Origin of the sequence: Chitinimonas prasina (assembly GCF_030160395.1) — a bacterium.
In the GTDB taxonomy this organism is placed as follows: domain Bacteria; phylum Pseudomonadota; class Gammaproteobacteria; order Burkholderiales; family Chitinimonadaceae; genus Chitinimonas; species Chitinimonas prasina.
Window position 1 is genome coordinate 669707 of sequence record NZ_BSOG01000002.1, and the last position, 24250, is coordinate 693956.

Here is a 24250-nt window from a genome sequence, read left to right on the forward strand (position 1 = left end):
ATCATGAAAAGAAATATTTCTTAACGCCTATCAATCCGTGCATGGCGAGTGCGCCTACGCAACATCACTCGGGCGATCAATATCAATAAGCACCCCAGGATCATCTACTGGTATTTGATTGGCGGGAAATCGTTCAATAACTATTTTTGCGCCTTGATCGCCACTCAGTAATAGCAAATCATCCCGGCACACAGCAGCAAAACCCACAGGGTGCCCCCGACTGCCTGCATAAACAGGCACTGCCACTGCAGCACCCTGCTGTAACGCGCCTGCTACCGCCTGCGCCGTACTGGCCGTCACTGCCGGCATATCCGCTAACATCACCAGCCAGCCGGCGGCGTTCTGGGTGGCAGCCACCCCGGCCGCTAGCGTGTGGCCCATACCGGACTGCGCCGTTGGGCAGGGCACGATGTGACATCCCGCTTGTTGCAAGACCTGTATCAGTTGCACGGTCGTCGGGAGCGCATTGTCCGGCACCAAGGCGACGACACGCGGCACCGCTGCCAGCAAGGTCTGTGCAGCAGCTACCGCCACCAGCCTGCCATCAGGCAAGCGCTGCAACAGCTTGCTCTGCCTGCCCGTCGGGTCGAAACGGCTACCGCGCCCGGCAGCCAGTAGCAAACCGGCAAGCTGGCCCCTTTCAGGGAGCATGCCTGGCTGCCTCCGGCGTTTCCTCCGAACATGCGGGTGGTACCTGCACTACCGGTACGCCATTCTTGACTGCCACGATCTCCGCCAGGATGGAAATGGCGATTTCCGCCGGGGTGCGGCTACCCAGGTAGATCCCCACCGGGCCGTGCAGCCGCTGTATCTCCTCATCCGCCAGGTCGAACAGCGCCAAGCGTTCGCGCCGCTTGTGCGTGTTGCGGCGTGAGCCCAGCGCCCCCACATAGAAGGCTGGAGACTTGAGCGCCTCCAGCAAGGCCATATCATCTAGCTTGGGATCGTGCGTCAGTGCCACGATGGCAGTGTGGGCATCGGGCTCCATTGTCAGCACCACCTCATCGGGCATACCCACTTCAAAATGGACATGGGCCACATCCCAGTCCACGTGGTACTCACTGCGCGGATCGCAGACGTGTACGCTAAAACCCAATGGCTGGGCCATCTGGGCCACGATGCGCGACAACTGACCAGCACCAATCAGCAGCAGACGCCATTGCGGTCCAAAAATACTGGTAAAGCGCTCACCGTCAAATGTCGGCCTTGCACCACGCTGGGTCGCGGCCAGGGTAACGGTACCGGTTCCCAGCTCTACCGTGCGTGCCACCAACTCGTGCCGGCTGGCTCGCTGCAGCAGATCTTCCAACCAGGTGCTTACCAACAGGGGCTCCACCAGCAGGCGCAAGGTGCCGCCACAGGGCAGGCCAAAGCGGCTGGCCTCCTCCTTGCTCACGCCATAGCAGACCAAGCCAGCGGCCGACGGCCGCTCGCCCTGGCTGACGCGCCTGACCAGATCATCCTCGACACAGCCACCTGATACCGAGCCCGCCACGGCACCGTCATCGCGCACTGCCAGCAATGAACCTACCGGTCGGGGAGCCGACCCCCAGGTTTCCACAACGCTGACCAGCCATACGGCATGACCATCCTCATGCCAACAACGGGCACGCTGCAATACCGCCAGATCCAATGCGTCCAAGCCTGACTCCTGCTATCCGTTCTCATTCGCCACCAGAGTGGCCAGTCACCGCCCTAACGATACTGGGCATAAATCGCCTGCAATTCCCCTTCTCTCGCCATCTCGGCAAAGGCCTGCTCTATCGCGGGTCGCCACTTGATCCGGGGCGATGCGATCGAGAAAGCGATATGCGAAGCGCGTCCTTCTATCGCCCAAGGTGCCTTGACCAACTCCATGGCATCCTCCCGCAGCAGCCAGTCGCCCAGTTCTTCCGGTATCAAGGCCGCGTCACTCCGCCCCATGGCAACCTTGCGCAGCGCAATACGCGGATCGCTCACCAGATCCTTCACCAGCGCGGTATCACTGTCGAAAGGTTCGAAAAACCGCTTGCCGCGCTCGACCGAGACAACCTTGCCAGCCAGGTCGGCATAGGAGCGTAGCAGCGGCTTGTCCAACCGTTGATAGAACACCTTGCGTGCCGGCGGGAACGCCGCCTCCAGAAACACCATATAGCGCTCACGCTCAGGTGTTCGATTGGGGCCGAGCATCAAATCCGCCTGGCCGTGCTCCATCATCATCAAGGCCCGTGCCATGGGTACCTGCACATAACGCAATTCGAATCCGGCACGCCTGGCTATCGCCTGCATGGTGTCGCAATACAGGCCACGGCACGCCTTATCCTGCATGATGCGATACGGTGGCGCATGTTCACCCACCACCGTCAGCACCTCGGCCTGGGCAAGTACTGGCGGCAAACTGCATAGCAACAGGCCCAGCAACCACCCTAAGAAGGCAGGCTGGCGCGCCCTCATGGCGCAACAACCGCAACACCGCTCGCCAGCCACAGCAAGCCGCACGCGCCGCCAAGCGCATCCAGACAGGCAACCATCGCTACACCTCCAACTCCAGATGGCTGCCAAACACAGTACCCAGGGGTAATGCATCTGGCAGCGTGTTCCCGCTCCTCGACCGGGAGCTTGCCCTTCACATTCAGCTCAGCTTGAATGGCAGGTCGTACAGGCGCTTGCCGGTGGCGGCGGCAATGGCATTGGCCACGGCGGGTGCAATCGGCGGCACGCCGGGTTCACCCACCCCACGCGGAGCCGCATCGCTGGGCAGGATATGCACCTCTATCCTGGGCATGTCGCCTATGCGCAGCACGGGGTAATCATGGAAGTTCGATTGCTCTACTGCACCGGACTTGAGCGTAATCGCGCTGTGCATGGCGGCAGACAGGCCAAAGCCTATGCCACCCTCCATCTGCGCCCGTATCACATCCGGGTTGATGGCAATACCACAATCGACGGCGCAAACTACCCGGTCTACCTTGTAGCTACCATCCGGCCGTACAGTGACTTCTGCCACTTCAGCCACGAAGGTGCCGAAAGACTCCACCACTGCCACCCCCCTGCCCCGTTTTTCGCCCTTCTTGCCCGCTTTGAGCGGCTGATTCCAGCCAGCCTTCTCGGCCACCAGCTTCAATACACCAGCGTGGCGGGGATGCTTATCCAGCAAGGCCAAACGATACGCCACCGGGTCACGTCCAGCGGCCTTGGCCGCTTCATCTATCATCGTTTCGACGGCATAGCCCGTGTGGGTGTGCCCTACCGAACGCCACCACAGCACCGGCACGCCCAGTCGCGGTGAATGCAGGTCTACCTGCAGATTGGCGACAGCATAAGGCAGGTCCGATGCCCCCTCGACCGAGGTCGCATCCACTCCATCCTTCACACCAAATGCCTCGAACGGCGTGCCCGTCATGATGCTCTGGCCTACCACCCGCTGGCGCCAGCCCAGCAATTGGCCGCCAGCATCCAGTGCCACTTCCACCCGGTGCAGATAAAGCGGCCGGTAGTAACCGCCTCGCATGTCGTCCTCGCGCGTCCATACCAGCTTGACCGGGTGGCGGCCAGCGGTGGCCTTGACGATATGGGCGCATTCCATAGGGTAGTCGGAAGCCGGATTGGCCCGGCGACCAAAACTGCCCCCCGCGTACAGCATGTTGATGCTGACCTGCTCTGGCTTGATGCCAAACACACTGGCGATCATGGCCTGGTCTACCGTCTGCATCTGCTCGCCGTTCCAGACTTCCACCCCATCTTTGTCCTGCCGCATCACGCAATTGAGCGGTTCCATGGCGGCATGGGCGAGATAAGGAAAGTAGTAGTCGGCCTTGAGCACTTTGGCGGCCCCCTTGAAGGCCTCCACCACATCGCCCGTCTTGCTGGCCACAGCACCTGGCTGATCCAGCAGTGCCCGGTACTGGGCCACCAGTTCTGGCGTGCCTTGGGGCACAGCCGCTGTCTCATCCCACTCCAGCTTGAGCGCATCGCGCCCCTTCTTGGCCGCCCAAAAACCGTGTGCCAACACGGCCACACCGCTGGGTATGGCGACCACCTCCACCACGCCCTTGACCTGCTTGGCCGTCGTGGCATCAAAGGACTTCAGCTTGGCGCCGAAGCGCGGCGGGTGCGCCACCACAGCTGTCAGCATGCCTGGCAGTTTTACATCCTGGGTAAACTGGGCGCGTCCAGTAATCTTGTCCTTGCTGTCCTTGCGCGGCAACTTCTGCTTGCCGATCAGCTTGAAATCCTTGGGGTCTTTCAGCTTGGGTTCCTTGGGCACCTCCATGGTGGCGGCCAGCGCCGCCAGATCGCCAAAACTGGCTTGCTTGCCGCTGGCATGGCTTAGCTTGCCTTGTGCCACGGCAATCTCCGCCGCAGGCACCTGCCACTGTTGGGCCGCTGCGGCTACCAGCATGGCGCGGGCCGTTGCCCCTGCCTGGCGCAATTGCTTCCAGGAATTGGCCATGGCACTGCTGCCACCGGTGCCTTGGGTTGGCCCCCACATCAGATTGTTGTAACGCTTGGCATCGGCCGGCGCTGCCTCCACCATAACCTGGCGCCAGTCAGCATCCAGTTCTTCAGCCAGTATGGTCGCCAAGCCGGTATAGCTGCCCTGCCCCATCTCCAGATGCTTGGCGATGATGGTGACACTGTTGTCGCTGGCGATACGGACAAAGGCATTCGGCGCCAAGCTGGCCGGCATGGCAGCGGCACGGGACTTTCCCGACCACTGAAAACCGACCACCAGCATGCCACCCAGTGCACCCGCCTTGAGCAAGCCACGGCGCGATATCTCCACAGTCTTGTCCATATCAGGCCTCCAGCTTGTCTGAAGCCTTGCCAGCCATGATGGCCGAAGCCTCATGGATGGCAGCCCGGATGCGGTGATAAGTGGCGCAACGGCAGACATTGCCCGACATGGCGGCATCGATATCGGCATTCGTCGGCTTGGGCTTTTGCGCCAGCAAAGCAGTCGCCGCCACGATCTGGCCAGACTGGCAATAGCCGCACTGCACCACATCCAGTTTTTGCCAGGCAGCCTGTACGGCACGCGCTGGCGCACCGCTGATACCCTCTATGGTGGTGACCTTGCCCTTGCCGACCGCCGATACCGGCAAGCTGCAGGATCGGGTAGGCTGCCCGTTCAGCAGTACCGTGCAGGCACCGCACAAAGCCATACCGCAACCATACTTGGTACCGGTGTAGCCAAGCTCGTCTCGCAACACCCATAACAGGGGCGTGTCTGCATCGGCGTCGACCTCATGGGTCTTGCCGTTGATACTGAGTTTCAACATGGGTAGAGCCTCCGGGCAGGCGATGGGAAGAACTTCAGCAGTATAGAAAGCACGCAGCCAGAAAACAGCACGGTGCAACACACAATGGCATCCATCTCACCGGGTGGCATTTCCAGGCGTTTCGATTTCCAAGCAAGACAAGGCCTGCGTAACAACTGCAACGGCGCCATGCAACGACCGCGCGGTTCCAGGAGGCCCCCGCATCAACGCTTGGCTAACAGCTCGCAATGCTGTCTGGCCATGGCTTCAGCAGCATCGGTCAGCAAACTAGCCGCATCCCGTTGCGCAGTTTCCCGGTCTACCGCACCGCCCACCAACGCCAGGCAGTGATCAAAACGCTGCTGCAAAGCAGGTAGCGCAGCGCTGTCGATATCGCCCGACAGCAGGCTGGCCGGTACCGCAAGGCGAGCCGCACGACCCGCTACCCGCCACGGCACCTTGCCCAAGGGCGTCTGCGCATCCGACCGCCCCTCTCCCGTCAGCAGCCAATCAGCGCCAGCCAGGCTGGCATCCAGCTTCTGCAGATCGGCTATTGCCTCGGCGCCAGGCTCCAGCGTCGCCCCTAAAAGGCGCAGCGCCCAGCCCAGCCCACCCGCCGCACCACTCCCAGGCTGATCGCGTAAATCCTGGCCGCGCACGGCATCGCCCAACTCGCCCAAGCGTTGCAAGCGCCGGTCGAAGCGATCCAGCTCTTCGCTGCGCACACCTTTCTGCGGGCCAAACACCGCAGTGGCCCCAGTTGCGCCGCATAGGGGGCTGGCAACATCAGCCAGGGCTACCAGCCGGGTCTGCGCCAGCCTGCTGTCCAGGCCCGACAAATCCACCACCGCCAGATCGGCAAGGCTCGCCAATGTGGGTGGCAGCAGCAAACCCCGGCCATCCAGAAAACGTGCCCCCAAGGCTGCCAGCAGCCCTACGCCGCCATCATTGGTGCCTGTCCCCCCTAGGCCCAGCAACACACGTGCACAGCCCGCGTCGAGCACTGCCAGCAGCAACTGGCCCAGCCCCAGGGTGCTACGGTCTGCAACCTGGCTGCTGCCCACCAGCGTTATCCCCACCAGCTCAGCCGATTCGATCACCGCCGAACCATCAGGCAAGCGCAACCACCGCGCAGGTTTGAGCCTGCCCTCCAGATCAGGCATTACCGCGTGCTGCCATTGCGCCGGCATGGCTGCGGCTACCGCCTCCAGCGTGCCCTCGCCGCCATCGGCCATGGGGTGCAGATGCAGGTCGGCCTCCGGCCATATGCGGCTCAGGCCTGTTGCCATGGCATGGGCAGCCTGTGCAGCGGACAAGGTTCCCTTGAAGGAATCAGGCGCAATCACGATGCGCGGTATGAATGAGGTCTGCATGGACATAGTGTGCCGACCTGACGAGCGGCAGGAAAGTGCCCGGCCGTTTATCGTTTTGCATGGCCAATGGAGAACGAACGTTCTCCACGGTGCTATCATGGCGGCCATGGACCAGCCTCTACACGGCCGTGGCACAGCCCGCAATCCCGACAACCGCTACGCGGCCCATGCCCGCGAGGCGGTGGACGATGGCTGGCTACGGGAGGCGGATGGCAAGCCACGTACGGTGATTACGCTGCATGAAGCCAAGTCCATCATCAGTCGCAACAGCTCGCCGGATGTGCGCTTTCAGCAATCGATCAATCCCTATCAGGGTTGTGAGCATGGCTGCATCTACTGTTATGCCCGCCCCAGCCATGCTTATTGGGGCTATTCGCCGGGGTTGGATTTCGAAACCAGAATTATCGCCAAGCCCAATGCAGCCGCGCTGCTCAGGGCCGAGCTGGCCAAGCCCGGCTACCAGCCCAGCAGCATCTGCATAGGCAGCAACACCGATTGCTATCAACCTGCAGAACGGGAGCTGGGGCTGACCCGGGCGGTACTCGAAGTCCTGGCCGAAACACGCCACCCCACCATGCTGCTGACCAAGAATGCCCTAATAGAGCGGGATATCGACCTGCTGGCCGATCTGGCCGGAGACGGCCTGGTGCAAGTCATGATCAGCGTTACCACGCTGGATAGGGAACTGGCACGCAAGCTGGAGCCCCGTGCCAGCCAGCCGCTGCGCCGGATTGAGACCATTGCCAGGCTGGCGCAGGCCGGGATACCGGTAGGGGTGCTGGCCGCGCCGATGATTCCGGCACTGAATGATCATGAGATGGAACAGATATTACAAACCTGCCAGGCAGCAGGTGCCAGCCGCGCTGGCTATGTCCTGCTGCGCCTGCCGCTGGAATTGGCCCAGCTGTTTGATGACTGGCTGGCCCAGCACTACCCCTTGAAGCGTGATCATGTATTGAGTGTGCTGCGGCAAAGTCGCGGCGGCCGCTACAACGATGCCCGCTTTGGCAAGCGTATGCGCGGCGTAGGGGTGTTTGCGGATATGCTGTCGCAGCGCTTCAAACTGGCACGCCAGCGCCTGGGGCTGGACCAGCCCACCGTGGGGCTGGATACCAGCCTGTTCCGCCCACCCCGGCCCGATGGCCAGCTCGATCTATTCAGCTGACCGAGCGGCTGCATCAGCTCCTGGCCGGTATCCCCAGGCCAGTGGCAACAGCTGGCCTTGCCACAAAAGCATCCAGTGCCCGCAACACATGGGGGAATTCGCTAACCCCTACCAGCTCGCCCGCGCCATAAAAGCCTATCAGGTTGCGCACCCAGGGAAACACCGCGATATCGGCGATGGTGTAGCGCTCACCCATGATCCATTCCCTGTCCGCCAGGCGCTGGTTCAACACCGCCAACAGACGCTTGGATTCCGCCACATAGCGATCACGCGGACGCTTGTCTTCATAATCCTTGCCAGCAAATTTGTGGAAGAAGCCCAGTTGGCCAAACATCGGGCCTATTCCCCCCATCTGGAACATCAGCCACTGTATCGTCTCGTAACGCTCGGCAGGATCAGCCGACAGGAACTTCCCCGTCTTCTCCGCCAGGTACAGCAGGATGGCGCCCGACTCAAACAGGGCCAGGGGCCGTTCGCCAGGACCTTGGGGATCCAATATCGCCGGTATCTTGTTATTCGGGTTCAAGGACAAAAACGCCGGCGACATCTGATCGTTGGTCTCGAAGCTGACCAGGTGAGCCTCGTAAGGCAAGCCCGTCTCTTCCAGCATGATCGAGACTTTCACACCATTAGGTGTGGGCAAGGAATACAGCTGCAGCCGGTCGGGATGGGTTGCGGGCCACTTCTGGGTGATGGGGAAAGCCGAGAGGTCAATCATGTCTATCCTTCGGGGCAGGCCCAGCCTGCACACCGGTTGATGAGTGGAAGTAGATGCAGCAGCAGTGCTCTACATCAGGGCGACCGCCTCCGCTTTCAAGCATCACCCCGCAGCACCGCTCGCTTGCCCAAGCGCTACGCGGGAGCTTGTTCGTGATGCCAGCCCCCCAAATCCGCCGGAATCAGCTAGATTTGCCGCCCCACAAGCGACTCGGTCATCATGCAAACCAACCTCTACGACGCTTCGGTGCCCGTGTTCAGCCACTATCTGCAACAACTGGCGCACATGCTGGCGAAAGCCACCCTGCATGCCCAAGATGGTGGGGATGCAGCCGAGAAGCTGCTGAACGCGCATCTGGCTCCCGATATGTTCAATCTGGCGCAGCAGGTTGGCATCACCGCTGGCTTCAGCCTGCGCGCCTGTTACCCCTTGGCGGGTCTGGCCATTCCCAGCCTGCCGGATGCCGGCAGCAGCTTTGCAGGGCTGCAGGCTTGCCTGGGCCAGACGCAGGGCTTACTGCAGTGCCTGACCCGCGAACAGATGGCGCATGCCCCCGAACTGCCCATCACCACCCAGGCAGGCCAGGCCGAGCGCCAGTTCAACCGGCACGACTATCTGCTGCACTACACCCTGCCCAATTTCTTCTTCCACCTCGGCATGGTTTACGCCATCCTGCGCCATCAAGGAGTGCCGCTCAGCAAGCAGGATTTCGACGGCCACCATGCCTATGCCCCCGGTTTTTCTTTTGTGGCATAGGCTGCAGCCTCGCGCAGCTTGTCTTTCTTGCTCTTGCGCTTGCCCTTGATGCCGCCATTGCCGCTGACATCCACCACCGCCGAGGCCTGTTGTATTGGCTCGTACCCCGCCACCACTTCGCGCCCAACCCGCAGCCCTTGGCGTTTTTCTATCAGGCGGAAGTGCGCCTCGGTATCAGCGCTGATAAAGCTCACCGCCAGGCCATCCGCCCCCGCGCGCCCCGTGCGGCCTATGCGGTGGGCGTAATCCACCGCTGAACGCGGCAGATCGTAGTTCACCACCACCGGCAACTGGACGATATCAATGCCGCGCGCAGCAATATCGGTCGCTACCAGCACCTGCAGCAGGCCCGCCTTGAAATCCTGCAGCACCTGCCCTCGCCTACCCTGGCTAAGCTGGCCGTGCAGCGCAGCAGCGGCAATACCCGCGCGGCCCAACTTATCGGCCAATCGTTCGGTAGCATGCTGGGATGCGGCAAAAACCAGTACCTGAGTCCATTGCGCCTGCTGCAGCAAATGGCGCAGCAAAGCCGTGCGGCGGTTATCGTCCACCTGTATGGCGCGCTGGCTGATGGCTGGCGCATTGGCGGGTTCCGTCGTCAGCACGATGCGTACCGGGTTCCGCAGCAAGCGGTCGGCCAGCGCCATCACAGCAGCGGGAAAAGTCGCCGAGAAAAACAGGTTCTGCCGCTGCGTGGGCATCAAGGCCAGCAACCGGCCAAGCTCATCGGCAAAATCCATATCCAGCAGACGGTCTGCCTCATCCAGCACCAGGGTGCTCAAGCTACCCAGGCTCAGCGCATTCTGCCCCAGCAAATCCAACAGGCGCCCTGGTGTGGCGATCACCACATCGGCACCGCCCCGCAAATCCATCATCTGCGGGTTGATTGATACGCCACCGTAGGCAAGTACCCGCTTAAGCCGAGTGCCCTGGCTCAGTTGGCCCAGCGTTTCATCCACCTGTATGGCCAGTTCGCGCGTCGGCACCAGCACCAACACCTGCAAACGCCGTACCTTGCTCTCGGGCAAGGCAGAAAGCTGCTGCAGCAAGGGCAGGCAGTAAGCCGCCGTCTTGCCCGACCCCGTCGGCGCCAGCCCCAACACATCACGCCCTTGCAGAATGGCCGGAATCGCCTGCTGCTGTATGGGTGTAGGCTCAGCATACTGACAGGCCGCCAGCTTGAGCAGCAGCGGTTCAGTCAGGCCCAGATCGGCAAAAGACATGGCATCCCGCACTTATAAAAGGGAATGATTATACGTGCCCAAGCCAGCAATCAGGCCTAATCTTGGCAGGCCAAAGCGGAAGAAGTCCCGGCAAGCTGATGCCCCAATCTGGCCGATTCGGATCGATTGTGCAGGCGGCAGCCATGGCACATGAAAAAAGAGGACGGCACCGGCGGCGCAGTCTATACGCAACAGCGGCGCCAGGCAGGTTTGCCAGGCATGCAGGTGAGGACGTTAAATCAAAGCATGCGGGCAATACCAAAGCCTATCCACCCATTGCGTGGCCTTGTACTGGGCAGTAGCAGGTTTGGTCGTGGCCGGAGCTTACCGATGAGGTTGGGCAAGTGCGAAGTTGTGCAACAAAGCCCATACCCCCTACCGAATACGACAACAACAAGACTCGATCTCGCCGGTTGCAATCAAATCAGCGACTGTTCGTCGAATAACGTCCACGCTTATCGATTCAACCACGATCATATCCACTGCCCAAATATACGTACCCTCAGCACATTCCCCAGAATCGCGATGTCTCTTCATAATCGTCCGAAGATTGTCGACGGTAAAAAATGTTGCCGCATATCTCCTACCGTCCTCAAGGTCAACCAAGACGTCGATATTGTCATCGGTCGCAGCAGCGATTTCGCTGCCCGACGGTGTACCAATCTGAAAATTCATGGATTCAGTTTCTAAAAATTTTACGAATTAGGTCAATCACCAACTTTTGATTATCTTTGCACGATTTGCCAACAATATCTATTCCCTACCCCGTAGAACAGTAGTATATGCGCGCTCCATTTTTCGATTGCGCCTCAAAAAACCACATTCTATTGATTTTGATCCTGTACCCGGATTCATATTCCCTTGGTGAAGCTGCTCCACCAGTCGATCCAAAATCTCCTGAACAGTCTTTCCGGCAGCTTCGGCTTCCTTCATGATAGCGATGCTCTGGACTTCGGTGAATCGTGACTTCCTCATGAGGGGCTCCTTTGCCATTCATGCTAACTAATTTAGGGTAGACCTGGGTGGGGTAAGGTCAGCTACCTTTACGTGTTGCGGACGAGCGGGCGACGCAACAAGGTGGGCGCGCAAGGCGCATCTGGACACTACTCCGTTGCAAGCATTTCGTTCGCTGACAGGCACGATCGCCTACTCCGGCGCCAGTGACACCACCAAGCCGAACCTTACTAGGTCTTCTACGGCCCGCTCCATCTCTTCCTTTGTCACGGATCGAACGATCACCAGATTCGGTTCAAAGAACACATTGCCGCTCTCAAGCTCGCTTTCGATCTCCTGACCGAGGCGCGCAGCGTCGTAGAAATTCAAACGATATTGCTTTCCGCCGACAGTAATCCGCGCCCCTGAAAAACAGCCCTTTGCCGTCACCTCCCATTCATACCCCATAAAATCCGACGGCAAATCAAATGAATAATTTAACATGGCCACTTCACACCACCTCACGCAAATCATACCGTTGCATGCATTCATGAACTACTGCGGCGTCAAATTGACGCCGGGTACTGGAAAACCACAAGGGATGGTCCTATTATTTGCATTCTAGGACTATTTAGAATATGTAAGATACAAGATTTGCCCCTTTTGCGTGTAAAACAAAGCCCAGCAGACCATCAAACCGAAAAAGAAAAAGCTCGTAATAGTTGCTTATCAAGACCGCCAACCGACAGACTACCCCTGATAGTCAAACCTTCCAATGGAACAAAGCCTTCTTTGCCGACTGTGTTTTTTGATGGAATAAGTCTGAGCCTATCTCCATCCAATTCCAAATTGACAAGCCTTGCTGACTCACAAAAGGCACGCCAAGATTTTACAACGGCCAGCATTAGCACAGGTTCAAATACTTCTCCCCATGAATTTGGGTGAGGAACTCCCTCACGAGAGGCGTTTAATGCTGCAACCATCGCGACCTCCATATCCCTTACATTCACCACATCCACAGCGACACAAGGAGAAGATAATATTCATACCCCTTCTGTAGTTTTGGAAGACGAATGAAAGTAAACCACATCTTTTCGCATATACGCCGAAGCCAGTTTCATCACACTCTCATGGAAACATACCAAAACCACAGGACCAAGCCTTGTTATTTGCATTTCAAAACTGCTTAGAAAATGCAAAATAAATAATCCGACTCTTTATTAGCGACCCACTTTTAGTGAAACCGACAACTCGATAAATTCAGTTTCATACTTACTCCTGTATCCAAGGGCGTTTTCAACTGCGGTGACAACCTCTTGACGACCAGACTGTCCCTTTGCCGTATCTAATTGAAAGCAATTTCATCCAATATTGCCTGCAATTTAACAGGGTCCGCAGCGCCACCGAAGTAATACTCACTCCCACCTTCTGCCTCAAATTCTTTAGGCGTAGTTTTCCAGTAAAGAACGTAATACTGGTCATCCAAGATATCTTCCAGCGCCCCAGCATCGTCGTAGGTGGAAATACGGATGTATGGCCCGTATGCCTCGTGAACATGAACAATTACTCTATCACCCGTCTTTTTATCAATCACGATCCAATCTCACCAATTAAGAACTGCAGGCTCAGAACTTACCATTAACACCCCAAGATTTTATAAAATAAAAAACACAAGACCTGAACCAATACTGTTAGGTTAGATTGATCCCAGCGTTTGCTACCGTGGATGAATCAACTTGGGCTCAACCATGGCTACAGTGCAATCCAGCGGCTATCGTCGTAGATAGCGATGATCGTGCGAACAATCTAACCGAACAGTATTGGGACTTGACCACAAAAAAGCCAGCCGCAGGAGTACGTTTCAGGACGAATCTAAACAACAAAAAACCCGCATCGCTATCAACGATACGGGTTTTCTGGAAGTCCTTGGAACGACTCGGACTGTATTCTGGTGCCCGGGGTCGGACTCGAACCGACACGCCTCGCGGCGGGGGATTTTGAGTCCGGCGGGGCACCACATGAAATCAACACGATACGTCCAACGAGTTTCCGCAACCCGATGTGCCATAGTTATCACAAACCGCGTGGTTAAGCCAAGTGATTTGCGGTTGCGGAACAATTTCTGGTCGGTTTCGGCCTTGACTAGCGCCCTTTTCCCAGCCATCCCCCATCAGCTCGACACTACACTCAGCCCGCGCGCTTGCATGCCCATGGCGCATAAAAACGCATAAATTTCAGCCCGCCAAAAGATCGCCCGACAGCGCCTGTTTATGGGCCTCCCAGGGGCATTATGCAGGTGCATGGAAAGCGCCCTATGAAGCGGGCGGGCGTGGCGGGGCTACGAGCGCGCGCGCCAGGTGATGACCACTTAAAAAGTGAGCAAAACCCAGCGCGGCAGGCTGGTCCGGTGCCTGCTATGCTGTTCACCATGTGCGGCCGCTACAACGTCACCGATAGCCCCGAGGTTCAGGAACTCTGCAGGCTCCTGGGCATCCACCTCTACCCCGAGCCACGGCTCAACATCAGCCCCGGCGCGCTGGGTCAATTCATTGCGCAGAAGGGCGGGGAGCGCCAGCTCTACACCGGCATGTGGTCGATGCTGGTTGAACCCAAGCCCGATGGCAGCGGCGCCTTTCGACCCAACCCCAAGTTCAAGACCTTCAACGCCCGATCTGATCGGCTGGGTAGTAGCAGCCTATGGCGCCGGCTGTACCCATCCAAGCGGGCCATAGTGCCGGCCAGCGCCTTCCACGAATGGGCGGGCAAGCAACCGTACAACATCACCCAGCCAGGCCGGGCTATCGCTTTCGGTGCGCTGTATGAGCTGTGGAAGTATGGCGATGTGGTCGTACCTGCCTTCTCCATCATCACGCTGCCACCACACCCCAAGTTTCTGCATGTGCATGACAAGTCCTTGCCGCTGATGCTGGAGCCTGCCGCGTTTGATATGTGGCTTGACCCGGACATGCGTAACACCGAAGCCCTGGCCGATCTGCTGGAGTCACGGCTACGGCAAGACTTGCTGCTGACGCCCATTGATTCCCCCAAGACGCTGGCCACCATCGGCGAACCCGAGCTTTTTCCAGCCGATTAATGGCGGTGAACGTTCGTTCTCCGTGCGCTACACTTTGCGCATGAAAGTCATCGTCTACACCCTGCGAAACCAAGGGCGCAAATTGGCAGAGAGCGCCTGGCGTAACAACCCCACCAAGCCCGGCACGATGTCGCTCAGCTCCACCACGTATGGCGAACGGCGCGTTGAGCTGCTGACATTCTATGAAACGCAGCCCAATCAGGTAGTGGCCGGCAAGAACGGCCTGGCCATGGCGTTGTATGAGCCACGGCTTATCACACTTGGAAGTGGCCGCATGCGCTTCGCCGGGTTTGAGTCCGTAGGCACGGGCCAGGAGGCGCGTGGGGTGGTGCAGGAATGGATTACCGAGGTGGTGCCCTGATACGACAAGGCCGCCCATTGCAGGCGGCCTTACAACTGCAACCTCGCCCATTCTGGCGAGGCGGTACCGGTCAGCTCTCGGCAGTCTCCAGCGTGTACGGGGTGAAGGTGATGATCTCTTCCCCCATCCAATCATTCAATTCCTGGAAGCGCAGCTGCAGGTAAGCCAGCTCGTTGCGCGCAAACACAGACGCCGCCTTCTCTACATCGCCAAACCCACCTGTATTGTTTGGGATGATGCCCATCAGGTTCGGCGGCACCCGGTGCGATGCGAGCTGGTCATCGCGCGTCACGTTCTTGATGCCGATGAATTCATCTTTGGCCGCCACCTCAGACAGCGGAATGACTTGCAGGCCGTCTTTCTTGCCCCCTGGCGCGTAGACCATCAGGTTACGGAAGTTGCCCGGCCCTTTGCTTTGCTTGAGGGCTGTGCGCAATGTGTCGATATCGCTCTCTTTCTGAGCCGGGTCGGTTAGATACAGAATCACCCCGGCATGCGAGCCATTCAGATAGTACTTGCGCCTGAAAAGCGTAGCCGACTCGTTCAACCAGGTGCTGTTGTTCGCACTGAGGTAATCCGGCAGGCCGTAAATCTCTTGGTTGATGTCAGGCTCCAACAGATGGAACACCGAGCCAGGCTTGAACTGATGCTCCTGCCCGTTTCCCGATACAAACCAATAGGTATCCATGTCCACCCCGCGCCGGGTGTATTTGGACAGCGATGGCTTGAGCTGCATCGTGCGACCAGTAAAGGCCTCGCATCGCTCCACATAGGCATTGCCAAAGGTGAGGAACTCCAAGGCAAAGCGAGCGAAGTCAGACCGGCTCAAGGCCGGGTGCGGCTTGTAGCAGCTGACCAACAGGTTGCGCTTTACCTGCATCGCGCTGGAATGGTGGACTGCCGCCCGATAGGTGCGGGCAAGGCCATCAAGGCTGATGGGTGGCTCGTACCACTTGTTCCCCACCGTGGGGCACTCCAGCAAGTCGAGCAGCTCACGCCGGTCGAGCACCGGCACTGGCTCGCCAAAGGTGAACGCATCCACCCCGGCCTGGCTAGCAAGCGCCTCGGCCTGGGGCTGCTGCACCGGGCTGGCCGGCTTGAACTTGCGCTTGTTTCGCATCAACACATCTCCATAAAACTACTGTTTGCGCTGGTCATACCTTCCAGCGGTTCGTTTGCCAGGGCGTGCATCAACGCCCAGGCCAAGTCGGCGTGGCTCACTTCTTCGGAGCGGCTTGCTTCAAAGGTGGCTTGCCGGCCACTTGCGGTAACGGTTTTGCGTATCGCCAGAAATGCAGCGGCGAGATCCGTGCAGCCGGCGTCAAACTCCAAACGGCCATTGCTGATTACGTCCAGCGCCTTGAGCACCAGGCGGGTTTTGACGTCCACCGAGTAATTGAAGGCGACGACTTGGGGAAAGAAATTGCGCACCAGCTGATAGACACCCTGACCCACGCCCGTGGTGTCGATGCCGATATGGGTCACGTTGTACATTTCGGTCAGCATCTTGATCTTGGCGGCCTGGCCCGCGAAATCGAGGCCTTTGAACTGGTGGCGTTCCAGCACCCGGAACTTGCCGCCAGCCACCAAGGGCGGCGCCAAGACCACCAGGCCAGCGCTATCCCCGGTGTGGGCCGGGTCGTAGCCTATCCACACCTCGCGGTGGCCAAACGGGCGCAGGGTGTAGGGCTTGTAGTCCGTCCACTCCACCCAGGAATCCACCATGCAGCGTTGCAGCATGGCCAGGGGGAACACCGACGCGCCATCGTCGATGAATTCGCACATAAACAGCTGGGCGAACTCCTCGGCGGAGTTTTCAAGCTGCAGCTGATCCAAGTTGAACAGGTTGCAACCACCTGCCTCGGCATCCTTGACTGTGACAATCTGCCGCCACTGGCCATCAGGCCCACGCCGCCCAGGTGCAAGCGCGGCATGGCTGATATCAAGGTCTATATGCTCGCTCTTGGGCCGCCCCTTGTTGAATAGCTTCCCCGACCAGAATGGGTAAGCGCTATGGCTAATGGCAGAAGGGGTAGAGAAATACGTCAGGCGCCACTTGGCATGGCTGGCCATGGCGCCGGCCACCTTGCGCAGCTCTTGGAACTTGGGAATCCAGAAGTATTCATCCACGTACAGATTGCCGTGGTAACTCTGCGCCGTGCGGGAGTTGGTACCCAGGAAGATCAGCTGGGCGCCATTGGGCAGCACGATAGGATCGCCGCGCAGCTCGACGCCGACCTCCTTGGCAAACCCCAGTATGTAGGCCTTGAACTGGTGCGCCTGAGCCTTGCTCGCGCTAAGGAAAATCTGATTACGGCCAGTAGTCAGGGCATCAATCAAAGCCTCGAAGGCAAAGTAGTAGGTTGCACCAATCTGCCGGCTTTTCAGCAGATTGCGTATGCGCTGGGTCTTGCCGGCCTCGTGCCATTTGCGCTGGTACTCAAACATCGACCCCATGAACAGCTCGATCAGCGCGGCCTGCTGGTCATCGCTGATGGCGTTCTTGTCGGGTGGCTTGCGTGGCCCCTTATTGCGGTTAGCCACCTTGGGATTCAGATCCGTTTCGTTCCCGCCATTGGCGTACTTACGGACGCGTGCCGTGCGCTCCAGCTGCCGGCCTAGTAGGTCGATTTCCTTGTAGTCCGCGCCGCTCTTGGAATCCTTCGCAATCAGCTGCTGCATGCGGGCTTCGAGTGTGGCTTCCACCCGGTCTATCGGGTCGCTCTTGTCCCATTCGTCGCGGCGCTTCCAGCTATGGACGGTGGCGGCCTTTACCCCAAGGTGGTCGGCGATCTTGCCCACGCGCCAACCCTGCCAGTAGAGCGAGCGGGCGAAGCGCCGGGGGTCTATTTCCGGTGTGTCGAAAACGGTGTTGTTGGGCATGCCGACATGCTGCCGACGCATGCACGCGATGCCACGAAGTGGGGAATGTGGGGCTGGCTGGCACAACCACCTTGCGTTGATGGGGCGAGAGCTGAACGGGAAGATGGCCACATCAAGCCACTCACCCCCAAGCGAGCCTCACACATGCCGAAAACCGCGTTCTTCCGTATCGCCCAGGAAGGCACCACCACCGACCGCCGCGTCATCGAAGCCAAGTGGATCGACCAGGCCGCCGCCAACTACGACCCGAAGAAATACGGCGCCCGCGTCAATCTGGAACACTTCCGTGGCCTGCTGCCCGATGGCCCGTTCAAGATGTATGGCGATGTGCTGGCGCTGAAAGCCGAGACCATAGACGGCAAGCGCACCTTGCTGGCCCAGATCGACCCCACCCCCGAGCTGATCGCGCTGAACAAGGCCCGGCAGAAGCTCTACACCTCCTGCGAGATCGATCCCGACTTCTCCGACAGCAGCGAAGCCTATCTGGTCGGCCTTGCTGTCACTGACAGCCCCGCCAGCCTGGGCACGGAAATGCTCAAGTTTGCCGCTGGCCAGGGCGACCAAAGCCCCTTGGCAGTCCGCAAGCTGCACGCCAATACCCACTTTACCGCCGCCGAAGCCTTCCAACTGGAGCTGCAATCGGAGCCAGGCGACGCCATCAAGAGCGTGATCGAGAAGCTCACCGGCCTGTTCAAAAGCACGGAAAAACTGAGCCAGGGCGAAGCCGACACCAGCAAGGCGCTGGACGCGGTAGCCGAGCACCTCAAGACCGTGGAAACCCGCTTTGGCGAGATAGGCGATGTGCGCCAGACCGTGGACGAACTCAAGGCCACCGTAAACGCCACCAACCAGCAACTGGCCGAGACCGTAACCACGCTGAGCGCCCTGACCACCAAACTCAATTTCACCCTACAGACGCCGCCCCGTCCTGTCGCTGCGGGTGGCGGTGGCCAAATCGTCACCGACTGCTAAGCCACCTCTTCACCGCCACCCCATACCCGGAGCCCTACCCGCATGCAAAACACCACACGCAAGCTCTACGCCGCGTACCTGCACCAGATTGCCACCTTGAACGGTGTATCCGACGCAACCGTTAAATTCAACGTCGATCCCACCATCCAGCAGACGCTGGAGACCAAGATGCAGGAGTCCAGCAGCTTCTTGAGCAGCATCAACGTGGTTCCCGTCGCCGAGCTGGAATCCGAGAAACTCGGCCTCAGTATCAGCGGCCCCATCGCCAGCAATACCGATACCACCGCCAAAGACCGTCAGACCAGCGATCTCAGCGGCCTGGATGGTCAGCGCTACCGCTGCGAAAAGAACAACTCGGATACTCACCTCGGCTACGGCAAGCTCGATATGTGGGCCAAGTTTCCCGACTTCCAAGCGAGACTGCGCGACGCCATCATCAAGCGCCAGGCACTGGATCGCATCACCATCGGGTTCAACGGTGTCAGCGTTGCTGCGAACTCCAATCGCGCAACCAACCCCTTGCTGCAGGATGTCAACAAGGGCTGGCTGCAACACTACCGCGAGCACCGCGCCGGGGCGCGTGTCATGAAGGAGGTCGCTGTAGGCTCTGGCAAGATCAAGATTGGCGCCGCAATCTCCAAGGAACAGGGCTACAAGAACCTGGATGCCCTAGTGTTCGACTTGGTGGGCAGCCTGATCGACCCATGGCACCAAGAGAATCCCGACCTGATCGTCATCTGCGGTCGCGCCCTGCTGCATGATAAGTATTTCCCCTTGGTCAACAGCAACCAGGCACCCACCGAGCAACAAGCGGCTGACCTGATCATTTCGCAAAAGCGCATCGGCAACCTGCCCGCCGTCCGCGTGCCGTACTTCCCACCTAATGCGCTGCTGGTGACCACCTACGAAAACTTGAGCATCTACTACCAGGAAGGTAGCCGGCGCCGCCATGTTGTAGACAACCCCAAGCGCGACCGGATCGAGAACTACGAATCGAGCAATGATGCCTATGTGGTCGAAGACTTCGGCGCGGGAGCCTTTGCCGAAAACATCGAGCTGGTGGCGTAATGGTCAGCCCCGCACAAGCCCACGCCATGCGCGTGGCCGCCATGCTGGTGGCGTCAGAGAACAACCCCGCGCCAGCCAACGCCAGCGAATACGAGCTGATGCTGCTCAAGCTCGCCCAGGATCGCGCCAGGCTCAAACAGATCGAGAGCCAGCGCGGCAAGATCGAGGTCAAGCGCAAGCTGCTGCCGGAATACGTGCCGTGGATCGAAGGCGCGCTTAAAGGCAATGGCGCCCAGGATACGGTGCTCATGACCATCATGGTCTGGCGCATCGACACTGGAGACTGGCGCGGCGCCCTGGATATTGCCGCCTATGCGCTACGGCACAACCTCGTGCTGACCGACCAGTTTGAACGCAACCTGCCGTGCCTGATCGCCGAGGAAATCGCCGAACAGGCCAAGGCCGGCGAACCGGTGCCTCTGGCCATCCTGCTTGAAGCCGACGCCTTGCTGAACAGCTATGACATGCCCGACCAGGTGCGAGCCAAGTTGGCCAAGGCCATCGGCATGGCCCAGCTCAAAGAGGCCGGCGAAGGGCTGGCCGGCATGGCGCTAGTTCGCAAGCAACAAGCACTGGTCTCACTCAAGCGTGCCCTGGGCCTGCATGACGCCTGCGGCGTCAAGAAAGACATCGAACGGCTCGAACGAGAGCTGAAGAACGCGGCCAAGCCGGAGGAATCCTCCTCCGGCACCGGCTAGCACCGGGCGTTCCCCCGCGCAGGGCGGCTCGGGGTGGCGAGTGTGCATGTCACAACTCAAAACCCCGACCACCGCCCCCTCTACTTACACCAAGGCCGCGCCATGTCGAATACCTTCATCGCAGTCCCCGCAACACCAGCAACACCCGGCACTGGTAGCGACCTGATCGCAGCCACCGGCTTTTTCCCAAGCATCAGCTTGGCCAAGGCGCGGCAGGCCGTGCGTATGGATGGCACGGTCACCGACGAACGATTGCGCAACGCCATCATAGAGGCCAAAGCCACCGTTATCAGCGACCTAGCCACCTGGGCAGATGCGCAAAAGTCGCTTGGCTTTGCCACCCTGGGCGACATACCCGCCACCCACATTGATGGTGAAAGCATCCATGTCCACCGCTACCGCACGGCGGTCTATGGCCTGGCCGGCGCATCGCTATCCGAACGCTACCGCAGCACCGACCAGACCAAGTCCGGCCACGAAAAAGCAGACAGCATGGAACCCACCATCGACGATCTGCGCCGCGATGCGCGCTGGGCGATACGCGACATCCTGAGCGTATCCCGTACCACGGTAGAGCTGATCTGATGCGCGTCATCGCCCACGAAGGCGACACCATCGACGCCATCTGCCACCGCCACTACGGCCAGACCACCGCCATGGTGGAAGCCGTGCTCAACGCCAACCCCGACCTTGCCCGACTCGGCGCCATCCTGCCGCACGGCACCCCGGTCTATCTGCCGCCCTTGGTCGCAGCCCCCACCCAAAACCTCATTCAACTATGGGATTAAACATGGCCGAACCTGTTACCGCCGCTACCACTGGGAGTCTGGCCCCGCTCGGCCTGACCGGCGCCATTGTCATCAGCCTGTTCCCCGGCATCGACCCCGGCGCCGTCATGGGCGCGTTTGCTGGTGCCGTGGTGTTTGTCCTGAGCGCCAGGGATTTCACCGCCCTGGCCAAGCTCGGCTATTTCATCGTGGCCTTCATCGTCGGCCTGGCCGCCGCCCCCACCGTAACCAGCGTACTGTCCTGGCTGCTGCCGGCTCGCGTCACCATCAACCCCAGCATAGGCGCCGTCATCGCCGCCGCAGTGTCGGTCAAGCTGCTGCAATGGTTGATCGCCCAGGCTGACAACCCTATGGCGCTGGTAGCCAAGCTGCGCAAGAAGGGCGGCCAGGAATGAACCTGCTCGCCATCCTCAATGCCATCGTCTGTGCCGCCATCACCCTGCGCCTGCTGGCCTACCGCCGCCATGGTAGCCAGCACCGCCCCCGCGCCGCTTGGCTGGCCTACCTGCTGATCGTGGCCACGGCATCGGTGCCACTGCGGGTATTGCTGGGTGTACCGGTATCGGCAGACCTCACCACCGTCGCACTCAACCTCGTACTGGCCGCCGCCGTGTTTGCCGTGCGCGGCAACGTGTCGGATCTATTTCGCCGCCCAGGCTGGCGATTGATTACCGACAAAGACCACCCCATCGCCCACTTTGTAAGGAAGCCCCAATGAAAACGCTCATTCTCAAAGCCGGCGCCACCGGCCTGGACGTAGTCGAACTGCAAGAGCTGCTCAACCAGCAAGGCTTCAAGGTAGTGGTGGATGGCCTGTACGACGACACCACCGCCGAAGCCGTGCGCAAGGCCCAGGCTAGCTACGGGCTGGTGGTCGATGGCCAAGCCGGCGCCAAGACCTTGCACGCCCTACGCAATGGCGGTGAAGACCCGCGACACCTGCAAGAAGCCGACCTGATTGCCGCCGCCAAGCGCCTGGGCGTACCGCTGGCCGCCATCAAAGCCGTGAACCAGGTCGAAACCACCGGCCCCGGCTTCCTGCCCAGCGGGCGCCCGGTGCTGCTGTTCGAGCGGCATGTCATGTACCGTCAGTTGGCCGCAGCCGGCCAGGATGCTGCCGCCGCAGCCCAGCGCTACCCGCAGGTGGTCAGCACTGCGCGCGGGGGCTATGCCGGTGGCACCATCGAATGGCACCGATTCCAGACCGCCACCCAGATAGACCCCGCCTGCGCTATCGAGTCGGCTAGCTGGGGCATGTTCCAAATCATGGGTTACCACTGGAAAGCGCTGGGCTACGCAAGCGCCGCCGAATTCCTCGCCTGCATGCAGCAGAGCGAAGGCCAGCAGCTCGAAGCCTTTGTGCGCTTCATCGAGAACGACCCCACGCTGCTGAAAGCCCTCAAGGGCCGCAAGTGGGCCGAATTCGCCCGCCGCTATAACGGCCCGGCCTACGAAGAAAACCACTATGACATCAAGCTGGAGCGTGCTTTTGATCGTTTCAGCGCCGGTGAGAAAGCAGCGGTGCCCGCATGATTCGCGCCCTGATTGTCGCCCTTGCCGTGTCGCTGGCCGGCAATGTGGGGCTGGGCTGGTACAGCCAGGTATCCACCCGCAATGCCGAACTGGCCCTAGCCAACGCCAAGGCCGACCAACGCGAGGCCGTCATCCAGCAGCAGGGCGACCAGATCAACACCCTGCAAGCCATCAATCAACGGCACGACGCCCTGCAGGCCGAGGTCCACCAGGTGGTGGCCAGCCTGGGCGACCTCGCCACCCGCAATGTCCAACGCTATGAAAGGCTAGAACGTGAAAACCAAGCGCTACGCACCTGGGGCGATACTCTCCTGCCTGCTGATCTTGTCCGGCTGCGCCAGCGCCCCGCCTTCGATACCGCCGCCGCTTATCGTCAATGGCTGTCCGACACCGACCAGATGTTTGCTACCACCAGCCAGCCCCCAGACGAACCGGGACTTGAAACGCGACCTTGATGCCGCAGAAGTCGCCTGGGCGGTCTGTGCCGCCAAGGTGGATATGGTCATAGCCTGCCAACACAAGATGCCCCATGTACAAACCCCAGTCACTCCGTGACCACCTGAGCGCCATGGTGCCCGGCTTGAACACCAACCCCGACAAGCTGCTGCTGTTTGTCGAAAGTGGCAAGCTGCGCACCACTGGCGCCGGCTCGCTCTCCTTCCAGTATCACTACACCCTCAACGTGGTACTGCTGGACTTCGCTGCCCACGCCGATACCGTGTTTGTGCCCATACTCATGTGGCTGCGCGAGCATCAGCTCGACCTGCTGTTGAATCACGACAAGCAGTCAGACGGCTTCCAGTTCGAGGCCGAACTACTCAACCACGAAACCGCCGACCTCTCGATCAAACTGGCGCTTACCGAGCGCGTCATCGTGAAAGAAGCCAAAGGCGGCCTCGATGTGCGCCACGCCCAGGAACCCAAACTGGCCCACCACGACAAGCGTCCATGGGAGCTGTTCATCCGTACCGACAAGGTCGCCTGATGGCCGAGCTGACCGAACTCACCGCGTGGTGTGATGGCCTGTTGGCCAGCCTGGAAAGCAGCCAGCGCCGCCAGCTCGCTCGGCAGATCGCCCAGGAACTGCGTACCGCCAACGCCAAGCGCATCGCCGGCCAGGTCACACCAGACGGCGAAGCCTTCGAGCCTCGCAAGGTCACTCCCAAGTTTCGCAAGCAGGGCCACATCCGGCGAGGGCTATTCAGCAAGTTGCGCACTGCACGGTTCTTCAAAGCCGAAGCCGGCCCGGATGGCGCGACGGTCGGCTTTGGTGGCCGAGTCGGGCGCATTGCCCGTGTCCATCACTACGGCCTGCGCGATAGGGTTAGGCCAGGCGGCCCCGAACACCAGTACACCGCCCGCCCGCTGCTGGGTGTTACAGACGAAGACATCGAGTCCATCAAAGCGCTCGTATTGGCCAGCTTGATCAGGATGTAAACAGGCAG

At 60.0% G+C, this 24250-nt stretch carries 29 protein-coding genes and 1 pseudogene; 16 read left to right on the plus strand and 14 right to left on the minus strand.

Translation table 11 applies throughout. From position 1 onward, the window contains the following. Positions 1-54: 54 nt before the first annotated feature. The 6 genes from QQK16_RS10110 to QQK16_RS10135 all read right to left on the minus strand — a co-directional run bounded on the left by QQK16_RS10110 (position 55) and on the right by QQK16_RS10135 (position 6613). Positions 55-651: a nucleotidyltransferase family protein gene (locus QQK16_RS10110; protein ID WP_284196337.1), complete on the minus strand. Its 597-nt coding sequence runs from the start codon at positions 649-651 to the stop codon at positions 55-57. Continuing rightward, the gene (locus QQK16_RS10115) at positions 641-1642 is read right to left on the minus strand and encodes an XdhC family protein (protein ID WP_284196338.1); all 1002 of its coding nucleotides are present in this window, start codon (positions 1640-1642) and stop codon (positions 641-643) included. Before QQK16_RS10115 ends, QQK16_RS10110 begins: the two co-directional genes overlap by 11 nt. A gap of 53 nt (positions 1643-1695) precedes the next feature. Further along, positions 1696-2433, minus strand: coding sequence for a substrate-binding periplasmic protein (locus QQK16_RS10120; protein WP_284196339.1), 738 nt, complete (start codon positions 2431-2433; stop codon positions 1696-1698). A 178-nt stretch (positions 2434-2611) separates the two neighbouring features. Then, a complete protein-coding gene (locus tag QQK16_RS10125) occupies positions 2612-4777 on the minus strand; it encodes a xanthine dehydrogenase family protein molybdopterin-binding subunit (protein WP_284196340.1) in 2166 nt (721 codons plus the stop codon). Position 4778: 1 nt separating this feature from the next. Further along, positions 4779-5261, minus strand: a complete 483-nt coding sequence (locus QQK16_RS10130) for a (2Fe-2S)-binding protein (RefSeq protein ID WP_284196341.1) — start codon at positions 5259-5261, stop codon at positions 4779-4781. Positions 5262-5464: 203 nt separating this feature from the next. Further along, entirely contained in the window at positions 5465-6613 is a 1149-nt protein-coding gene (locus QQK16_RS10135) for a glycerate kinase (RefSeq protein WP_284196342.1), read from the minus strand. Between the two features lie 106 nt (positions 6614-6719). Here QQK16_RS10135 and QQK16_RS10140 point away from each other — a divergent pair, with 106 nt between their 5' ends. Further along, the gene (locus QQK16_RS10140) at positions 6720-7778 is read left to right on the plus strand and encodes a PA0069 family radical SAM protein (protein ID WP_284196343.1); all 1059 of its coding nucleotides are present in this window, start codon (positions 6720-6722) and stop codon (positions 7776-7778) included. A 13-nt stretch (positions 7779-7791) separates the two neighbouring features. On the opposite strand, the gene QQK16_RS10145 is transcribed toward QQK16_RS10140, so the two are convergent. Then, positions 7792-8496 carry a glutathione S-transferase N-terminal domain-containing protein gene (locus QQK16_RS10145; RefSeq protein WP_284196344.1) on the minus strand — a complete coding sequence of 235 codons (705 nt, stop codon included), beginning with the start codon at positions 8494-8496 and terminating at the stop codon, positions 7792-7794. Between the two features lie 219 nt (positions 8497-8715). On the opposite strand from QQK16_RS10145, the gene QQK16_RS10150 reads away from it, so the two are divergent. Then, entirely contained in the window at positions 8716-9252 is a 537-nt protein-coding gene (locus QQK16_RS10150; protein ID WP_284196345.1) for a DUF1993 domain-containing protein, read from the plus strand. On the opposite strand, the gene QQK16_RS10155 is transcribed toward QQK16_RS10150, so the two are convergent. From QQK16_RS10155 to QQK16_RS10175, 5 genes are all read right to left on the minus strand, one after another. Continuing rightward, positions 9222-10475, minus strand: coding sequence for a DEAD/DEAH box helicase (locus tag QQK16_RS10155; protein WP_284196346.1), 1254 nt, complete (start codon positions 10473-10475; stop codon positions 9222-9224). The two genes, QQK16_RS10150 and QQK16_RS10155, sit on opposite strands and share 31 nt — an antisense overlap. A 375-nt stretch (positions 10476-10850) precedes the next feature. Beyond that, entirely contained in the window at positions 10851-11150 is a 300-nt protein-coding gene (locus QQK16_RS10160; RefSeq protein ID WP_284196347.1) for a hypothetical protein, read from the minus strand. Between the two features lie 471 nt (positions 11151-11621). After that, complete coding sequence (locus QQK16_RS10165; RefSeq protein ID WP_284196348.1) at positions 11622-11960, minus strand: hypothetical protein; 339 nt, start codon at positions 11958-11960, stop codon at positions 11622-11624. A gap of 140 nt (positions 11961-12100) precedes the next feature. Continuing rightward, the gene (locus QQK16_RS10170; protein WP_284196349.1) at positions 12101-12391 is read right to left on the minus strand and encodes a hypothetical protein; all 291 of its coding nucleotides are present in this window, start codon (positions 12389-12391) and stop codon (positions 12101-12103) included. Positions 12392-12753: 362 nt separating this feature from the next. Further along, entirely contained in the window at positions 12754-13002 is a 249-nt protein-coding gene (locus tag QQK16_RS10175; RefSeq protein WP_284196350.1) for a hypothetical protein, read from the minus strand. Between the two features lie 822 nt (positions 13003-13824). On the opposite strand from QQK16_RS10175, the gene QQK16_RS10180 reads away from it, so the two are divergent. Together QQK16_RS10180 and QQK16_RS10185 are read left to right on the plus strand one after the other, a co-directional pair. After that, positions 13825-14502 carry an SOS response-associated peptidase gene (locus QQK16_RS10180; protein ID WP_284196351.1) on the plus strand — a complete coding sequence of 226 codons (678 nt, stop codon included), beginning with the start codon at positions 13825-13827 and terminating at the stop codon, positions 14500-14502. A 40-nt stretch (positions 14503-14542) separates the two neighbouring features. Next, positions 14543-14863: a hypothetical protein gene (locus tag QQK16_RS10185; RefSeq protein ID WP_284196352.1), complete on the plus strand. Its 321-nt coding sequence runs from the start codon at positions 14543-14545 to the stop codon at positions 14861-14863. A gap of 70 nt (positions 14864-14933) precedes the next feature. On the opposite strand, the gene QQK16_RS10190 is transcribed toward QQK16_RS10185, so the two are convergent. Continuing rightward, positions 14934-15983, minus strand: coding sequence for a phage portal protein (locus tag QQK16_RS10190; protein ID WP_284196353.1), 1050 nt, complete (start codon positions 15981-15983; stop codon positions 14934-14936). Then, positions 15983-17746, minus strand: coding sequence for a terminase ATPase subunit family protein (locus QQK16_RS10195; protein WP_284196354.1), 1764 nt, complete (start codon positions 17744-17746; stop codon positions 15983-15985). Before QQK16_RS10195 ends, QQK16_RS10190 begins: the two co-directional genes overlap by 1 nt. Positions 17747-17890: 144 nt before the next feature. Here QQK16_RS10195 and QQK16_RS10200 point away from each other — a divergent pair, with 144 nt between their 5' ends. The 12 genes and pseudogenes from QQK16_RS10200 to QQK16_RS10255 all read left to right on the plus strand — a co-directional run bounded on the left by QQK16_RS10200 (position 17891) and on the right by QQK16_RS10255 (position 24242). Further along, positions 17891-18718 (plus strand): GPO family capsid scaffolding protein, encoded by an 828-nt coding sequence (locus QQK16_RS10200; RefSeq protein ID WP_284196355.1) that lies wholly within the window; start codon positions 17891-17893, stop codon positions 18716-18718. 42 nt (positions 18719-18760) lie between these two features. Then, positions 18761-19786, plus strand: a complete 1026-nt coding sequence (locus QQK16_RS10205; protein ID WP_284196356.1) for a phage major capsid protein, P2 family — start codon at positions 18761-18763, stop codon at positions 19784-19786. After that, positions 19786-20484, plus strand: a complete 699-nt coding sequence (gpM, locus tag QQK16_RS10210) for a phage terminase small subunit (RefSeq protein WP_284196357.1) — start codon at positions 19786-19788, stop codon at positions 20482-20484. Before QQK16_RS10205 ends, gpM begins: the two co-directional genes overlap by 1 nt. Before the next feature lie 102 nt (positions 20485-20586). Then, a complete protein-coding gene (locus tag QQK16_RS10215; RefSeq protein ID WP_284196358.1) occupies positions 20587-21069 on the plus strand; it encodes a head completion/stabilization protein in 483 nt (160 codons plus the stop codon). Beyond that, a complete protein-coding gene (locus QQK16_RS10220) occupies positions 21069-21272 on the plus strand; it encodes a tail protein X (protein WP_284196359.1) in 204 nt (67 codons plus the stop codon). The genes QQK16_RS10215 and QQK16_RS10220 overlap by 1 nt, the downstream gene beginning before the upstream one ends. A gap of 2 nt (positions 21273-21274) precedes the next feature. Further along, positions 21275-21667, plus strand: a complete 393-nt coding sequence (locus QQK16_RS10225; protein WP_284196360.1) for a phage holin family protein — start codon at positions 21275-21277, stop codon at positions 21665-21667. Beyond that, positions 21664-21990 (plus strand): phage holin family protein, encoded by a 327-nt coding sequence (locus tag QQK16_RS10230; RefSeq protein ID WP_284196361.1) that lies wholly within the window; start codon positions 21664-21666, stop codon positions 21988-21990. Before QQK16_RS10225 ends, QQK16_RS10230 begins: the two co-directional genes overlap by 4 nt. After that, positions 21987-22805 (plus strand): N-acetylmuramidase family protein, encoded by an 819-nt coding sequence (locus tag QQK16_RS10235; RefSeq protein ID WP_284196362.1) that lies wholly within the window; start codon positions 21987-21989, stop codon positions 22803-22805. Before QQK16_RS10230 ends, QQK16_RS10235 begins: the two co-directional genes overlap by 4 nt. Beyond that, positions 22802-23200: pseudogene (lysB, locus tag QQK16_RS10240) on the plus strand (Rz-like lysis system protein LysB); the annotation flags it as partial. The gene QQK16_RS10235 and the pseudogene lysB, both read left to right, overlap by 4 nt. Further along, the gene (gene lysC / locus QQK16_RS21310; protein WP_368860132.1) at positions 23130-23360 is read left to right on the plus strand and encodes an Rz1-like lysis system protein LysC; all 231 of its coding nucleotides are present in this window, start codon (positions 23130-23132) and stop codon (positions 23358-23360) included. The pseudogene lysB and the gene lysC, both read left to right, overlap by 71 nt. Further along, the gene (locus QQK16_RS10250) at positions 23335-23790 is read left to right on the plus strand and encodes a phage tail protein (RefSeq protein WP_284196364.1); all 456 of its coding nucleotides are present in this window, start codon (positions 23335-23337) and stop codon (positions 23788-23790) included. The genes lysC and QQK16_RS10250 overlap by 26 nt, the downstream gene beginning before the upstream one ends. Then, entirely contained in the window at positions 23790-24242 is a 453-nt protein-coding gene (locus tag QQK16_RS10255) for a phage virion morphogenesis protein (RefSeq protein ID WP_284196365.1), read from the plus strand. Before QQK16_RS10250 ends, QQK16_RS10255 begins: the two co-directional genes overlap by 1 nt. The last annotated feature ends 8 nt before the right edge of the window (positions 24243-24250 follow it).

Excerpts from the sequence above, each read along its gene's own strand:
- QQK16_RS10205 (WP_284196356.1), top strand. The coding sequence starts at position 18,761 with ATGCAAAACACCACACGCAAGCTCTACGCCGCGTACCTGCACCAGATT.
- QQK16_RS10135 (WP_284196342.1), bottom strand. The coding sequence starts at position 6,613 with ATGCAGACCTCATTCATACCGCGCATCGTGATTGCGCCTGATTCCTTC.
- QQK16_RS10170 (WP_284196349.1), bottom strand. The coding sequence starts at position 12,391 with ATGGTTGCAGCATTAAACGCCTCTCGTGAGGGAGTTCCTCACCCAAAT.
- QQK16_RS10125 (WP_284196340.1), bottom strand. The coding sequence starts at position 4,777 with ATGGACAAGACTGTGGAGATATCGCGCCGTGGCTTGCTCAAGGCGGGT.
- QQK16_RS10130 (WP_284196341.1), bottom strand. The coding sequence starts at position 5,261 with ATGTTGAAACTCAGTATCAACGGCAAGACCCATGAGGTCGACGCCGAT.
- QQK16_RS10120 (WP_284196339.1), bottom strand. The coding sequence starts at position 2,433 with ATGAGGGCGCGCCAGCCTGCCTTCTTAGGGTGGTTGCTGGGCCTGTTG.
- QQK16_RS10185 (WP_284196352.1), top strand. The coding sequence starts at position 14,543 with ATGAAAGTCATCGTCTACACCCTGCGAAACCAAGGGCGCAAATTGGCA.
- QQK16_RS10215 (WP_284196358.1), top strand. The coding sequence starts at position 20,587 with ATGTCGAATACCTTCATCGCAGTCCCCGCAACACCAGCAACACCCGGC.
- QQK16_RS10220 (WP_284196359.1), top strand. The coding sequence starts at position 21,069 with ATGCGCGTCATCGCCCACGAAGGCGACACCATCGACGCCATCTGCCAC.
- QQK16_RS10155 (WP_284196346.1), bottom strand. The coding sequence starts at position 10,475 with ATGTCTTTTGCCGATCTGGGCCTGACTGAACCGCTGCTGCTCAAGCTG.
- QQK16_RS10250 (WP_284196364.1), top strand. The coding sequence starts at position 23,335 with ATGTACAAACCCCAGTCACTCCGTGACCACCTGAGCGCCATGGTGCCC.
- QQK16_RS10255 (WP_284196365.1), top strand. The coding sequence starts at position 23,790 with ATGGCCGAGCTGACCGAACTCACCGCGTGGTGTGATGGCCTGTTGGCC.
- gpM (WP_284196357.1), top strand. The coding sequence starts at position 19,786 with ATGGTCAGCCCCGCACAAGCCCACGCCATGCGCGTGGCCGCCATGCTG.
- QQK16_RS10165 (WP_284196348.1), bottom strand. The coding sequence starts at position 11,960 with ATGAATGCATGCAACGGTATGATTTGCGTGAGGTGGTGTGAAGTGGCC.
- QQK16_RS10235 (WP_284196362.1), top strand. The coding sequence starts at position 21,987 with ATGAAAACGCTCATTCTCAAAGCCGGCGCCACCGGCCTGGACGTAGTC.
- QQK16_RS10225 (WP_284196360.1), top strand. The coding sequence starts at position 21,275 with ATGGCCGAACCTGTTACCGCCGCTACCACTGGGAGTCTGGCCCCGCTC.
- QQK16_RS10150 (WP_284196345.1), top strand. The coding sequence starts at position 8,716 with ATGCAAACCAACCTCTACGACGCTTCGGTGCCCGTGTTCAGCCACTAT.
- QQK16_RS10140 (WP_284196343.1), top strand. The coding sequence starts at position 6,720 with ATGGACCAGCCTCTACACGGCCGTGGCACAGCCCGCAATCCCGACAAC.
- QQK16_RS10195 (WP_284196354.1), bottom strand. The coding sequence starts at position 17,746 with ATGCCCAACAACACCGTTTTCGACACACCGGAAATAGACCCCCGGCGC.
- QQK16_RS10230 (WP_284196361.1), top strand. The coding sequence starts at position 21,664 with ATGAACCTGCTCGCCATCCTCAATGCCATCGTCTGTGCCGCCATCACC.
- QQK16_RS10200 (WP_284196355.1), top strand. The coding sequence starts at position 17,891 with ATGCCGAAAACCGCGTTCTTCCGTATCGCCCAGGAAGGCACCACCACC.
- QQK16_RS10160 (WP_284196347.1), bottom strand. The coding sequence starts at position 11,150 with ATGAATTTTCAGATTGGTACACCGTCGGGCAGCGAAATCGCTGCTGCG.
- QQK16_RS10180 (WP_284196351.1), top strand. The coding sequence starts at position 13,825 with ATGCTGTTCACCATGTGCGGCCGCTACAACGTCACCGATAGCCCCGAG.
- QQK16_RS10190 (WP_284196353.1), bottom strand. The coding sequence starts at position 15,983 with ATGCGAAACAAGCGCAAGTTCAAGCCGGCCAGCCCGGTGCAGCAGCCC.
- QQK16_RS10110 (WP_284196337.1), bottom strand. The coding sequence starts at position 651 with ATGCTCCCTGAAAGGGGCCAGCTTGCCGGTTTGCTACTGGCTGCCGGG.
- QQK16_RS10145 (WP_284196344.1), bottom strand. The coding sequence starts at position 8,496 with ATGATTGACCTCTCGGCTTTCCCCATCACCCAGAAGTGGCCCGCAACC.